Genomic DNA, 15,859 nt, shown 5'->3' with positions numbered 1-15,859 from the left:
GGGGAACACCCCTGAAAGGTCAGGGGTGTTCCCCACTTCCACGTTGATATAAATTCAACTGGATTGCTACGGAATTGAGTTGCGAGACAAGAGGGCGACGAATGGACGCGAACGCAGAACGCGACCCGGCGAACCTGATTGCCATTGTTGGTATGGCGGGTAAGTTCCCGGGCGCGCCGGATGTCGAAAGCTTGTGGGCTCTGATGATGGCGGGCGAGGACGGGATAGGCCCGATTCCGGCCGACCGCTGGGACAGCACGGCGCAGCTCGATCCCGAGAAGGAGATCCAGGCGGTCGGCGGCTTCCTGGACGGCGTCGACACATTCGACGCCGGCTTCTTCGGTATCTCGCCCCGCGAGGCCGAGGCCATCGATCCACAGCAGCGTCTGATGCTGGAAGTGGGCTGGCGGGCCATGGAGGACGCCGGCCAGCGCGCCGACGCCCTCGCCGGCACGCGCACCGGCGTGTACGTGGGCGCCTCCTGGCACGACTACGAGCTTCTGCGCAAGGGACGCGAGGCCCAGCCCACCCCGCACAGCCTCGTCGGCAACGCCCTCGACGTGATCGCCGCGCGTCTCTCGTACTTCCTCAAGGTCCGCGGCCCCAGCATGACCGTGGAAACCGGCTGCTCCTCCTCGCTCGTGGCGCTGCACCTCGCCTCCCAGGCCCTGCGCCAGGGCGAGATCGACGCGGCGATCGTCGGCGGCACCAACCTCATGCTCGATCCGCATGTGACCGTCGGGCTCACCCACTTCGGGGGTCTCTCACCGGACGGACGGTGCAAGGCGTTCGCCGCGTCCGCCAACGGGTTCGTACGCGGCGAAGGAGTCGCCGCCCTCTATGTGAAGACACTGGAACGCGCCCTGGCCGACGGCGACCGCGTCCACGGCGTCGTCGTCAACACGGTCGTGAACAACGACGGCGGCGGTGACAGCCTGGTGACCCCCAGCCCCCAGGGCCAGGAGGACCTGCTGCGCCGCGCCTACGGCGGGGGAGTCGTACCGGAGGGCGCCCCCGCGTATATCGAGGCGCACGGAACCGGTACCGGGCGCGGCGACCCGATCGAGGCCGCCGCGATCGGACGCGTCCTCGGCGGGGACCGTGCCGACGACCCGCTGCTCATCGGCTCGGTGAAGACCAATATCGGACATCTGGAGGCCAGTGCGGGCCTGGCGGGCCTGATCAAGATCCTCCTCGCGCTGAAGCACCGTGTCGTGCCCCCGAGCCTGCACTCGGCAGAGCTCAACCCCGCCATCCCGTTCGAGGACATCAACCTGCGGGTCGTCCGCGAGCCCACACCGCTGCCCGGCAGCGGCCCTCTCTACCTCGGGGTCAACTCCTTCGGCTGGGGCGGCACCAACGCCCATGTGGTCGTCATGAGCCCGCCAGGGACACCCGCGGACGGCACACCGACGCCCGTCGCGCGGTCCGTCCCGGCGACCGGACTGCCGGCCGTCGTACCGCTCTCCGCCAAGGACGCTCCCGCCCTCGGCCTACGCGCCGCCGAACTGGCGCCCCTGGTCCCGGACACCGCCGAGGAGATCGTCACCCAGGCCGGCGCCCTCGCCTGGCGCCGCGACCACTTCCCGGTCCGTGCCGCCCTCGTCGCACCCGGCGAATCCGCCCGGCTGCGTACCGGTCTGCTCGGCCTCGCCGCCGCACCGGACGCCGAGCCCGGGTCGCCCGGAGTGACGGTCGGCAGCGCCGTGCCCCGTGGCGGCACCGCGTTCGTCTTCCCCGGGCAGGGCTCCCAGTGGAGCGGCATGGGGATCGAACTCTTCCGGGACAGCCCGCTGTTCGCCGATGTCGTCACCCGATGCGCCGACGGACTGCGCCCGCACACCGACTGGAACCTGCTGGACATCTTCGCCGGCAAGGCCGACGAGGAATGGATGAGCCGTATCGACATGCTCCAGCCCACCCTCTGGGCCATGTCGCTCGGGCTCGCCGAGCTCTGGCGCGCCTCCGGGGTCGAGCCGGACGTCGTACTCGGCCACAGCCAGGGCGAGATCACCGCGGCCACCCTCGCCGGGGTCCTCTCCTACGAGGACGCCGCCCTGGTCATGGCGCGGCGCAGCGCCATCGCCCGCCGTGCCTCCGGACAGGGCCGGATGCTCGCCGTGGACCTGGACAGGGACGCCGCCCTGGCCGCGCTCCAGGGGTTCGAGGACAGCGTCTCCCTCGCGGTGCACAACGGTCCCAGCTCCTGTGTCCTGTCCGGCGAGAAGGAGGCCGTACTGACCCTCAAGGAGCTGCTCGACGCCGAGGGCGTCTACTGCCGGCTGGTCAATGTCGACTACGCCTCGCACAGCCCCCAGATGGACCCACTGCGCGACGATCTGCTGGCCGCCCTGGCCCCCGTCCGGCCGCGCGACGCCGCGATCGGCCTGATGTCGACCGTACGAAGGAGCCGGCTGGCCGGTCCGGAGATGGACGGTGCCTACTGGGTGGAGAACCTCAGGAACCCCGTGCGGTTCGCCGACGCGATGAGCGCCCTGCTCGACGACGGCATCACCCATGTCGTGGAGATCAGCCCGCATCCCGTCCTCGCACCCGCCATCGAGCAGCTCGTGGCCGGACAGCCGCGTCCGGCCGCCGTGCTGACCACCATGCGCCGTCACCAGGGCAGCACCGCGGACGTCGCGGAGGCCCTCGCCCGGGGCTATGTCGCCGGCCTGGAGCCGTTCGGTGAACTGCCCAGGAGTTCCGGCACCACCGTGCCCGGATACCCCTTGCGGCAGGACCGCTACTGGACCGCCGAACGCCCCCGGGGCGCCGGGGCGGCCCGCGGTTTCGACACGCCGCTCCTTCCCGCGCCCGGCGAGGCGGACGTCCGGCACGGCGCCCTGGAGCTGTCGCTCAGCGGCCCGCCCTGGCTGGAGGACCACCAGGTGTACGGCACGCCCGTGCTGCCCGGCGCCGGAATGCTCGCCATCGCCGTCAACACCGCCCGCGCCCTGCCAGGACCCGCCGCCCGCCGCCTGGAGAAGGTCCGCTTCCGTAAGGAGGTGGCGGTCACCGAGGACATGACCAGGCTCATCGCCGAGTGGCGCGGCGGAACCGCCGGTGGCGCCTTCCGGCTGCTGTCGCTGTCCGAGGGCGGCGCCGGCTGGGAGGAGAACGCCACCGCCCGGGTCGACCACCGGGAATCGCCCCGCACCGTAACCTTCCCCGACTGGCACACCGGTCTCGATCCGGTGGACCCCGACGGCTTCTACCGCGGCTGGGCCGCGCGCGGCCTCGAATACGGCCCCGCCTTCCGCGGAATCCGTACCCTCTACGCCGACCCGGCCGGTGAACACGCCCTGGCCGAGGTGGTGCTGGCGGACCGGCTGCGGGCCGGCAACCGCGGGCGCGCGCCGCACCCCGCCCTGTGGGACGGGGCCCTCCAGGTGTCCCTCGCACTGTGCGACGCCTACGCCCCGGGAACGGCTCTGGTGCCGACGGCCGTCGACCGTGTCGAGTTGCTGGACGACCCGGAGGAGCCCGTCACCGAGGTGTGGTCGCACGCCGTCCGGCGGGCGGAAGGCGTCTTCGACATCGAGATCTTCGACAGCGGTCACCGGCCACTGCTGGTCATGGCGGGACTGGAACTGTCGCCCCTGCCCGGCGCGGGTTCCGGAGCGGACTCCGACGCCGAGCGGCTGCACCGTGTCGAATGGACCGATCCGGCCGCCCCCCGCGCCGAAGTGGCACAGACCGGCCACTGGCTCGTCTGCGGGGCGGCCGACGACACCGGCCTGGCCCGCAGGCTGGCCGACGCGCTGACCGCCGCGGGCGCCGGAGTGACGCGTACCGTCACGGACGGAGTCCCCGAGGCGTCGCCGCTCCCCGGGAACGTGGTCTTCGTCGCGCCGGACGCCGATGCCGGGTACGAAGCCCAACGACAAGGGCTCAGCCGGCTCGCCGGACTCGCCCGTGCCTGCTCGGAGCTGCCCGTACCACCGCCGCTGGCCGTGGTGACCGCGGGGGCGCAGGCGGCGGAGCCCGGCGACACCCCCGATCCGGGAGGCGCGCTCTACTGGGGATTCACCCGCGTCCTGCGGCGCGAGCACCCGGAGTTGCTCGCCCGGCTCGTCGACGTCGACCCCGCGGACCCCGACGGCCCGGCGGAGTGGGCCGCCGAACTCCTCGGCGACGGTTCCGAGGACCAGGTGGCCCTGCGGGCCGGCCGCCGCCTCGCGGCCCGGCTCACCCGTGGCGTCCCGGCCGGTGGAGCCGCCGCCGCGCTGCCCGCCCCGCGCTCGGCGCGACAGCCGTTCCGGGCCGGTGCCCGCCGCCCCGGCGCCCCGGAACCGGTCGAGTTCCTGCCGCTCGCCCGGCGCTCGCCGGGCCCCGGCGAGATCGAGATCGAGATCGCCGCGGTCGCCCTGGACCACGGGGACGCGTTCCGGGTGTTCGGGCCGCGGCAGGGCGGCGCGGGCCCGCTGCCGCTGGGCTCCGGATGCGCCGGCCGGGTCGTGGCGGTCGGCCCCGACATCACGGCCGTGGCGCCAGGTGACCGGGTGGCGGCCTGCGCCGTCGGCGTCCTCGCCAGCCATGTCACCGTGCGGGCGGACCACACCGCGCTCGTTCCGGACGGGCTCGGCGACGCGGAGGCGGCGGCGCTGCCGCTTCCGATGGCCGCCGCCTGGCACGCCCTGTCGGATCTGGGGCGGCTGGAGGCCGGGGAGACAGTGCTGATCGACCTTCCGGCCGGGGTCGCGGCCCGAGCCGCCGTCGAACAGATCTCCCGGGTGCTGGGTGCCCGGATCATCACCACGGCCACCGGCGACGACACCGACCCCGGCTCCGATGTCGTCGTCGACCCCACGGGCCCCGACTGGGCGGAGGCGGTGCGTGCCGCCACCGGTGGCCGCGGTGTCGACCTCGTCCTGGCCTCGCCCGCCGGGCAGCCCGGTGACGGAAGACTGGACGCGCTCGCCGCCGGCGGCCGGTACATCGCGTTCGGGGGGAACGGCAGCCGCGCCCTCGGCGCCGAGGCGTTCAGCCGGGGCGTCAGTCTCGCCACGGTCGCGCTGCCCGGTCTGCTGGAACAGCGCGGGCGCCGTTTCGCCACCGCCCTGCGGGCGGCCTGGGAACTGGTCGTCAACGGCAAACTGGAGCCGCTTCCCGTCCGCACCCGCGCCATGGCCGAAGTGGTCGACGCCCTCCGTGAAACCGTGAACGGCGCACCGCGTGGGCCGCGCACCGTCCTGGTCGACCCGTCAGGCGTCGAGGCCGTGACACCGCTGCCGATGCCCGGCGGCCGGTTCCGCGCCGACGGCAGCTATCTGGTGACGGGCGGCCTCGGCGCGCTGGGCCTGAGCCTGGCCGAATTCCTCGCGGCACACGGCGCGGGATCGCTCGTCCTGCTGGGGCGCTCCGCCCCCGCCCCGGCCGCCGCCGCCCGGATCGAGGCCCTGCGCGCCGCGGGCGTCATGGTCCGTACCGAGCGGTGCGATGTCGCCGACGAGGACGCCGTACGCGCCGTCCTCGCGGGGGTACGGGACGAACTGCCGCCGCTGCGCGGGGTGGTGCACGCCGCGGGTCTGCTGGCGGACTCCACCGTAGGCAACCTGACGGCCGAGCAGGTGGCCCGGGTCCTGGCGCCGAAGGCCGCGGGTGCCCGCGCCCTCGACGCGGCCACGGCGGACGATCCCCTGGACTTCTTCGTCCTGTTCTCCTCCGCGGCGGCCCTGGTCGGGAACGCCGGGCAGGCCGCCTACGCGGCGGCCAACGCCTATCTCGACGCCTTCGCCGAGGCCCGGCGCCGCCGGGGCCTGCCCGCACTCAGCGTGCAGTGGGGGCCGTTCACCGGGATCGGCCTCGCCGCGAGCGACGACCAGCGGGGCGCGCGCCTGGAAGACCGCGGCATGGGCGGCTTCGGCCCCGACGAGGCATGGTCCGCGCTCGTACGGATGCTGGAGCGGGACGAGCCGGTGACCGGATACGTGCCGATCCATCTCCGCCAGTGGTTCGACGCCTATCCGGACACCGCCGCACTCGGCAGCTGGGAGCGGCTGCTCGTCGCCGCGCGCGACGGCGCCGGCGCGGCCGGCCCGGGCGGCGACTTCCTGGCGCGGCTGCTGGCCCTCCCGCCGGAGGCGCGTCCGGCCGCGGCGGAGGAAGAGGTCCGGGGGCTCGCCGGGCGGGTCCTGCGGCTCGACGCCGAACAGGTCCGCGGGGACATCCCGTTCAAGCAACTCGGCCTGGACTCGCTCATGGGCCTGGAACTGCGCAACCGCCTGGAGGCCTCGTTCGGGCTCAAGCTGTCGCCCACCCTTCTGTGGTCCTACGGAACATCGAGGGCGCTCGCCGACGCGCTGTGCGAGCGGCTCCCCGATCCGTCGGAGACCGGCTGACCCCGGTCCCGCGTCCGGCCCGCCCCAGCCTTTTCCACGACGTCCCGTCGTACGACCGCGAGGAATACCACTCCATGGAAGAGACCGCAGAGACCGCAGAGACCGCTACATCCGCTACATCCGACGGAAGCAGGCAGACGCCACTCACCCGCGCACTCGCCACGATCCGTACCCTGCGGCAGCGCATCGAGGAGCAGGAGGGCAGCCGGCCCGTCGCCGTGGTCGGCGTCGGCCTGCGTCTGCCCGGCGGCATCGACAACCTCGACGGTTACTGGGAGGCGCTGGCGGCCGGGCGCGACCTGGTCCGCCCCATTCCGCAGAACCGGAAGGAGCCGTTCACCGCCGAGTGGGAGAAACTCCCCCAGCGCGGCTGTTTCCTGGACGAAGTGCTCGACTTCGACGCCGCGTTCTTCGGCATCAGCCCGCGCGAGGCGCGTCATCTCGATCCCCAGCAACGGCTCCTCCTTGAGGTCGCCTGGGAAGCGATGGAGAACGCGGGCCTGCCCGCGGACCGGCTCTCCGGCACCCAGACCGGCATGTACCTCGGCATCATGTGGCAGGACTACCGGGACTGGCTCGTGGGCGAGCCGGACGCCTACTGGACGACCGGCAACGGGCACAACTTCGCGGCCGGCCGTATCGCGCACGCGCTCGGTCTCAACGGGCCGGCGATGGCCGTCGACACCGCCTGCTCGTCCTCGCTGGTCGCCGTACACCTGGCCGCACAGGCGCTGCGGCGGGGAGACTGTGACGTGGCGTTCGCCGCGGGCACGAACCTCATCCTGTCCCCCCGGTCCATGAGGCTGGTGCAGGAGACCCGTTCGCTGGCCCCCGACGGCCGCTGCAAGGCGTTCGACGCCCGCGCCAACGGATTCGTCCGCGGCGAGGGGTGCGGTGTCGTGGTCCTCAAGCGCCTGGACCACGCCCTGCGCGACGGGGACCGTGTGCACGCCGTGATCCACGGCACCGCCGTCAACCAGGACGGCCGCTCCGGCGGCTTCACCGCCCCCAACGTGCTTTCCCAGGTGGCCCTCATAGAGAAGGCACTCGCCGAATCCGGCCTGGCGCCCTCGGACATCGGCTACATCGAGGCCCACGGCACCGGGACCGCGCTCGGCGATCCCATCGAGATGGAGGCGCTGGCGACGGCGCTCGGCCGGGCGAACGGCGGCGCCCCCCTCGCCGTCGGAGCGGCCAAGAGCAACTTCGGTCATCTGGAGGCCGCCGCCGGTGTCGCCGGACTGGTCAAGGCGATGCTGTGCCTGCGTCACCGGAAGGCCCCGCCGGTCGTCCACTTCCGTACGCTCAACCCCAGGGTCGACCTCTCGGGCACCGGGATGACGGTGCCCGGGGAACTCACCGACTGGGCCCCCGGCAGCGGGCGTTACGCGGGTGTCAGCTCCTTCGGCATGAGCGGCACCAACGCGCATGTCATCCTCGGACCTCCCGAGGACACCCGGCGCGACGGTGGCTCCCGGACCAGTGGCCCCCAGACCGGTGGCCTCCCGACCGGTGGCCCCCAGACCGGTGGCCTCCCGACCGGTGGCCCCCAGAGCGGTGGCCCCCGGGTCGAGGGGTTCGAGATCTCCGCGAAGACGCCCGAGGCGCTGCGCGCCCTCGCCGGCCGGTACGCGGACCGTGTGTCGGCGCTCGGCCCCGAGTCCTACGCGGCCTTCGCCCACTCGGCGGGGGCAGGACGGACCGGGCACGCGTTTCGGGCCCGCCTCACCTGCGGAGACGTCGAGTCGGCGGCCGGTGCCCTGCGGGCGCTGGCCGCCGGTGAGCCGCGTGCCGACGTGACCCTCGCCGAGGGGACGGCCCCGGAGGCCGGCCGACTCGGCGACGCGCTGCCCCGCGACGTCATCGACCTGCCCGCCTATCCCTGGCAGCGGACGCGCCACGCGCCCGAGATCCTGCCCACCGGGCCGGTGACGCCCGCTGCTCCGGACGGTGAGGCGGCCCCGGCCGACACGGAGCAACGCCCCGACGCGGAGCAACGCCCCTTGCCGACCGTGCACCGGACGGTGTGGCAGACGGCCGAACCGTCCGGCGCCGCGCCCCCCGACTCCCTGATCCTCGCGGGCGACGACCAGGAGCTCCTGGAGACGCTCGTACGCGAAGCGACTGCCCGGGGGGTGCGGGGGACCCTGCTCACTCCCGTGCCTCCCGGGCGCGCCGACGGCTGGACCACCGCGGAACTCCCCTCCGACGCCCGGGCCTGGCAGCGGTTCTGGGCGGACCGCGAGGACCGGGAGCCGGAAGCCCTCCTGCTGGTCATGAAGGGCGACAGGTTGCCCGTCGGTCCGGACACCGACGCGCCCGGAGACGCCGGATCCGGCACCGCGGACTCCTCGGTGGACCCCCTGGCCGACGGGGCGTCCCTCTGCGCCGCCGTAACGGCCGCCGTATGCGCCGCCGCGCGGTACGGAGGCCGTGCGTTCGTGCTCACCCGGGCCACGGTCCGCACCTCGGACGGGGATCGCACCGTATGCACGGGACACGGACTCCTCCATGGGCTCGCCCCGGTGCTCGGACTGGAACTGGGCACCGCCTGGGGCGGGATCATCGATCTGCCCCTCGCCCCCGGGGATGACGACACCGGCGCCCTCATCGACTTCGTGGCCGGCCAGTTCGCGTCGGAGGTACCCGGCGCCGAGGACCTGGCGGCGATCCGCGACGGCCGGGTGCTGGTGGCCCGGTTGACCGAGGCCGCCGGGCACACCGCCGAGCTGACCGTCCGCGAGGACGCGACATACGTCGTCACCGGCGGGCTCGGCGCCGTGGGCAGGGAGCTCGTCGCGGACCTCGTACGCCGCGGAGCGCGCAACCTGCTGCTCATCGGCCGCCGCCCGGAAGGTGAGTTGGGCCCCGAGGCCGCGGCACTGCTGGCGAACCTCGCCCGGAACACCGACCGCACCGTCTACCGGGGCGGCGGCTGCGACACACCGGAGGCGCTGGAACGGGCCTGCGAGGCGCTGGACGGCCTGCCGCCGGTGAGAGGTGTGCTCCACGCCGCGGGGACACTGCGGCGGAGTCCGGTCGGGGAGACGGGCGCGGAGGAATTCGCGGCGGCCCTGAGCGGCAAGGCCGCCGGCGCCTGGTGGCTCCATCTGGCCGGCTGCGCCTGGCCGCTGGACTTCTTCGTTCTCACGTCCTCGGTCTCCGCCCTCTGGGGCACCGAGGGCTGTGCCGCCTACTCGGCCGCCAACGGCGCCCTCGACACCCTCGCGGCGCATCGCAGATCACTCGGGCTCCCGGCGGTGAGTATCGCCTACGGTCCCTGGGCGCTGGGCGGCGAGGGAATGGCCGACGCGGCACTGCGCGAGCGTTCCGCGCGTATGGGCGTCGGCACCCTCGACGCCGATACGGGCCGGGCCGCCCTGACCATGCGGGCACCCGGCGCCGATGGCCGGCTGGTGGTCTGTCCGCTGGATCTGCCCCGGCTCCGCCAGGTGATGGCCGGGCTCCGCCGACGCGGCCTGTTCGGCACGCACGACACCACGTCCGCCGCACCGGCGGTGGGTGCGCACTCCTTCCTCGACGGACTGACACCGGGCGAGCGTCCGGCCGCGGCCCGGGCCACGGTGACCCGTCTGCTCGCCGCCCAGCTCAGCCACGCCGACAGCACCGCCGTGCGGGAGAACGTCGGCTTCTACGACCTCGGCCTCGACTCGATCATGGCCGTCGATCTGACGGCGCGACTCTCCGAGGTGTTCGGGACGACCGTTCAGGTCGCGGATGTCTTCGACCACCCCACGGTCGCCGAACTGGCCGCGTTCCTGTTGTCCAGGGGCGACGGAGCCCTGACGCCCTCGGGGGGACGGCACGTGCCGGCCGCGGGGGCCCCGGACTCCCCGGCGCGCGGCTCCGTGGCGGCGCCCGGCGTCAGCGCGCGGACAACGGCGATCGAAGGGACCTTCACCGCGGCCGAGGGGACCCCCACTCCGGCCGAGGACGCCCCCACCGCGGCCGGGACCACCGCGGAACCCATCGCCATCGTCGGCATGGCCGGCCGATTCCCCGGCGCCGACTCCGTCGAGGAACTGTGGGAACTCCTCCGCGATGGCCGTGACGGTGTCACCGCGGTGCCCGCCGGGCGCTGGGACACCTCCGCGGTCCGCCCGGGTACGGTCACCACCGACCAGGGCGGCTTCCTGAGCGACATCGACCGCTTCGACGCGGGCTTCTTCGCCGTCCCGGCGCGCGAGGCCGAGAACCTCGACCCCCAGCAGCGACTGCTCCTCGAATCCGCCTGGCACGCGATGGAGGACGGCGGCATCGACCCGTCGTCGCTGCGCGACTCCCGCACGGCGGTCTTCGTCGGCGTCAGCTACGCCGATTACGCGCGGCTGTTGACCCAGGACGGCCTGGAAGGCGTCGACGCGTACTACAGCACGGGTACCGCGCTCAACGCGGCGGCGGGCCGTATCGCCTACACGCTCGGGCTGAACGGGCCCGCCGTCGCGGTGGACACCGCGTGCTCCTCCTCGCTCGTGGCCCTGCATCTGGCCGTCGGCTCCCTGAGGTCGGGCGAGAGCGACACGGTGCTGGCCGGCGGGGTGAACATCATGCTCGACCCGGCCTCATGGGCCGCCGTCAGCCAGGCGCACATGCTGTCGCCCGACGGCCGCTGCCGTACGTTCTCGGCCGACGCGAACGGATTCGTGCGCTCCGAGGGCTGCGGTGTCGTCGTCCTCAAGCGGCTCGGCGACGCCCGGCGCGACGGCGACCGGGTGCTCGCCGTCATCCGCGGCAGCGCCGTGAACCAGGACGGTGCCTCGTCCGGGCTGACCGCCCCCAACGGCCGGGCTCAGGAAGGCATGCTGGAGGCGGCGCTGACCCAGGCCGGTGTCGCCGGCTCCGAGATCTCCTATCTGGAGGCGCACGGCACCGGCACCGCGCTCGGCGATCCCGTCGAACTCGGTGCCGCGTGGCGGGTCCTCGGCCCGGGGAGGAAGCCGGGCCGGCCGCTGCACGTGGGATCGGTGAAGAGCAACATCGGCCACTGCGAGTCGGCGGCGGGCATGGCGGCGCTCTTCAAGACCGTGCTCGCGCTGCGGCACGACCTGATCCCCGCCAACCTGCACTTCCGGGAGCCCAACCCGCATGTGGACTGGTCCGGGATGAACGTGCGCGTCGTGGACACCGCCACCGCCTGGCGGCGCGGCGACGGGCCCCGGGTCGCCGGTGTGTCCGGATTCGGCTTCACCGGCACGAACGCCCACCTGGTGATCGCCGACGCCCCGGCCGAGACCCCGGCGCCCCCTCAGGTCACCGCTCCGGCCGAGACCCCGGCGCCCTCTCAGGTCACCGCCCCGGCCGGGACCCCGGCGCCCTCTCAGATCACCGCTCCGGCCGAGACCCCGGTGCCCTCTCAGGTCACCGTCCCCGCCGTGCCCGCGGCGGACGCGGAGAGCCGCCCGAAGCCGCCCTCGCGCCTCGTCCCGCTGTCCGCCCCCGACCCCGAGGGGCTGGAGCGTCTGACCTCGGCCTGGGCCCGGAGGCTGGAGAACGCCACCGAGGAGGAGCTGGACTCGCTGGCCGCCACCGCCGGTGCGGGGCGCGCCCACTTCCCGTACCGCCGTGCGCTGCTCGGCGCGACCTCCCAGCAGCTCTCGGCCCAGTTGGACACCCCGGCCGCCGCCGCCCCGCGCGCGCCGCGTGTCGCGTTCCTCTTCACCGGCCAGGGCAGCCAGTACTACGGCATGGGCCGCGAACTGTACGAGAACGAACCGGTGTTCCGGGAGACGTTCGACACCTGCGACCGCATCCTGACCCCCCTGCTCGGCGCCTCCCTCGCGGACCTCCTGTACTACGGCGAGGACCGGACCGCCGTCAACGAGACCCGGGTCACCCAACCCGCCCTTGTCACCCTGGAAATGGCCCTGGTCAGCCTCTGGGCGTCCTGGAGTGTCCGCCCCGCCGTCGTCATGGGACACAGCGTCGGCGAGATATCGGCCGCCATGGCCGCCGGGGTGATGGACCTGCCCACCGGCCTCCGGCTGATCGCGCACCGTGCCCGGCTCATGCAGGGCACCGAACGCGGCGCGATGCTGGCCGTCGTGGCCACCGAGGCGGACGTCAGGAGCTGGACGGCGGACACCGGACTGGACATCGCGGCCGTCAACGGCCCGGAGTCCGTGGTGGTGTCGGGCGCGCCCGACGTGGTCGACGGCCTGGCCGCCCGGCTGAAGACGCGGGGGGTGCGGGCCCGCAAGCTCAGTGTGTCGCACGCCTTCCACTCAAGCCTGCTGGATCCCGCGCTGACGGAGTTCGACGCGGTTCTCGCCCCGCTGGAGTTCACCGAGCCGGCCCTGCCCATCGTCTCCAATGTGACGGGCCGCCCCGCCACGCCCGGCGAGTACGACGCCGGATACTGGCGCCGGCACGCACGCCGGCCCGTGCGCTTCCTCGACGGCGCGCGCCAACTCGCCCTTCTGGGCGTCGACATCTGCCTGGAGATCGGCCCGGACCACACGCTGGTCAACCTCGTCAAGGGCGCGGGACTCGCGGAGACCCCCGGGCTCGCCTCGTCACTGCGGAGAGGAACCGGCGACCGCGCCGCTCTGCTCGCCGCCGCCCGGCAGTTGTATCTGGGCGGCCAGAACCTCGACTGGGAACAGGTGACCCCGCGTCGCTCCGGGCCGCGTGCCACCGCACCGCGCTATCCCTTCGCACGGACGCGGTACTGGACCGGTGCGGGCGGGCGTGCCGTCGCCACGGGACCCCGGCCCGCGACCCGGGGCCCTGCCTGGGGGACCGAGATCCACTCGCCCGCCCTGGGCGGCCGGGTCTGGGCCACCGAGCGCAGTACCGCGTATCCGGCACACCTCACCGACCACCGGCTCTACGGCACGGTCTCCGTGCCCGGCGCCTCCCAGACGGCCACCGTCCTCTCGGCTCTCGGCAGCGGCGGCATCCCCGTTCTGCTGGAGGATCTCCACTTCCCGCGCGCCCTCGTGCTGCGGGACGGGGAGCGTTACGAGCTCCAGATCGTGGCGGAGTCACCGGAGCGGGGGACCCGTGGCGTCAGTGTCCACAGCCTGCTCGACGGCGAGACAGGACGCTGGCAGGAGCATCTGGTGGCGCGGGTCGCGGACGCGGGCACCCGGTCGGACACCGGCCGGCACACGGCGACGCCACCCGACCCGGCGGCGTTCATGAAGAGCGCCGACCGACACCTCTCCGGAGCCGGCTTCTACGGACATCTGCGCTCGCTCGGCTACCACTTGGGACCGTCCTTCCGGTGGATCGGTGACGCGTACCTCCGTGGCGACGAGGCACTCATCCGGTTCGTCGAACCCGCGGAGATGAACGAGTCCCCGGACGGCTACGAGATCCACCCCGGCCTGCTCGACTCGTGTCTGCAGAGCGCCGTGGCGTTCGCGGTCACCGGCGAACGGGTGACGGAGGAGGACGGACTGGCCATCCCCTTCTCGATCGCCCGGCTCTCCTTCCCCCGCCGCCCGGTCCCCGGCCGGGAACTGTGGGGACATGTCCGCGCGGTGCGCGAGGCCGGACCGGACGACGGCCTGCTGCAGGTGAAATCCGCGGACCTGCACATGTTCGACAGCAGTGGTGCCACGGTGCTGGCGGTGGACGACTTCCGGTTCCGCCGCGCTCCGCGTGACCTGCTCCAGCGTTCGCTGAGGGAGGGCGTACTCCACACGTACGGCCTCACCTGGACGGTACGGAAACCGGCCACCGCCTCCGTGACCGGTCCGGTGAGGAGCCGGCGGATCGCCCTGCTGGGCGCGGGCACCGCGCTCGGCCGCGCGGTGCGCGAGGCCTGCGCGGCGCACGGCCACGAGGTGGAGCCCGTACCGGACGGCGGGACCGGCACGGTGAGAGCCGACCTCGTCGTGGACGCCCGGTTCGTACCGGGCCGGGAGGGCGGCGCCGGACCGGCGGACGCGCTCGCGGCGGCGCGGGAGCTGACCGGCACCCTGCACGCGGTGGACCGGACCATTCCGTACGCCGTGCTGGGCGACCTGGGCGACGACCGCGCGGAGGGCGGTGCGGGCGCGCCGGTCCGCGAGGCGGTGTGGGGCCTGCTCGCCTCACTGGAGGCCGAGCAGACCGACCGGCGGCTGCTCAGGGTCGGGCTCACCGCCGACTGGGACCCCTCGGTCCTGACGGAGGCGCTGATCCGGTCGCTCGACGAGGGTGTTCCCGAGCCGCGGCTCGCCATCGGCCGGGACGAGGTGCGGGTCGCCCGGCTCGTCCCGTACGACGCCGACCGGGGCCCGGAACCGGCCGCGTACCCGAACGGTGCCGCGGCCCTGATCACCGGCGGGCTCGGCGCGCTCGGCCTGAGCACCGCCGGGTTCCTCGCCCGTCGCGGTTTCACGGCCATCACGCTCATGGCCCGCTCGGCACCGGATGCCGCGGCCCGGGCGGTCATCGACGAACTGACCGCCCGCGGTGTCCGGATGAGCGTCGTGCGAGGAGACGTCACCGATCCCGGGACCTGCCGTGCGGTGGTGGCCAGGGCCGGACAGGAGGTGCCGCTGCGTGCGGTGCTGCATCTGGCGGGTGTCACCGACGACCAGGCGTTCGACCGGCTGGGCGCCGGCTCCTTCGACGCCGTCTTCGCCGCCAAGGCGCACGGCGCGGCGAACCTCGCCGAGGCCCTGGCCGGCCATGAGCTGGACGCCTTCGTGCTCTTCTCCTCCGCGTCCGCGGTCCTCGGCAACGCCGGGCAGGTCAACTACGCCGCGGCCAACGGATATCTGGACGGACTGGCCATGACGCTACGCGCGGCGGGCACCCCCGCCACCAGCGTCAACTGGGGCCCATGGGCACCGGATGCCAGGGGTGGCATGGCCGCTTCCGCCGCCGTCGAACGGGCCATGGAGCGGCGGGGTCTGCGTTCACTCACCGACGAGGAGGCCGAAGCGGTGATCCGGGCGGTCCTGTCCGGCGGACCCGGGGGCCGGCTCGTCGCGGTGGCCATGGACCGTGAGAGGTACGCGGGGCAGCTCGCGGACCATCCCAGGGCCGCCCTTGTACGGTCCCTCGCCGGCCGCCAGGCCCGCCCCACCGGAGCGGAGCCGGCTCGCGGCCGGCTGACGGAACAGCTCACCGGGCTCGACCGGGACGACCTTGTGGACCGCCTCCGCCAGGCCGTAAGGGCCCTGGCCGGTGAGGTGCTGGGGGACGAGACCGCGATCGTCGACGATCTCGGGTTCACCGAGACGGGGCTGGACTCGATCATGGTGATCGACCTGCGGACGCGGCTGTCCCATGTCCTCGGCGCGGACCTGCCCGCCACGGTGGCGCTCGATCACCCCACCGTCGACCAGCTGGTGTCCTACGTCACCGAGCTCCTCTTCCCGGCGGAGCCTTCCGGACCCGCCGGACCGCCTGCCGGGCCGGCGGAACGGACGACCACGGCACCCCCCACGGCACCGGCGGCTCCGGCGGACTCCGGTACGCCACTGGAGGACCTGTCGTTCGAGGAACTCGTCCAAGCCGTGCAAGCAGATGTGGTGACAGAGAAATGAGGGCGCAGA

Annotated in this window: 2 protein-coding genes; both read left to right on the top strand. The window is 73.8% G+C overall.

What is annotated here, in order from left to right:
- The first annotated feature begins 101 nt into the window (after positions 1-101).
- Positions 102-6,344, top strand: a complete 6,243-nt coding sequence (locus AB0M67_RS36505; RefSeq protein WP_365751914.1) for an SDR family NAD(P)-dependent oxidoreductase — start codon at positions 102-104, stop codon at positions 6,342-6,344.
- A gap of 74 nt (positions 6,345-6,418) precedes the next feature.
- Positions 6,419-15,850: an SDR family NAD(P)-dependent oxidoreductase gene (locus tag AB0M67_RS36500; protein WP_365751913.1), complete on the top strand. Its 9,432-nt coding sequence runs from the start codon at positions 6,419-6,421 to the stop codon at positions 15,848-15,850.
- Positions 15,851-15,859: the final 9 nt, after the last annotated feature.

Source organism: Streptomyces sp. NPDC051662, assembly GCF_040681655.1.
In the GTDB taxonomy this organism is placed as follows: Bacteria; Actinomycetota; Actinomycetes; order Streptomycetales; family Streptomycetaceae; genus Streptomyces.
Note: the sequence above shows the minus strand (reverse complement) of the source record. Positions and strands in the feature narration are given on the sequence as shown.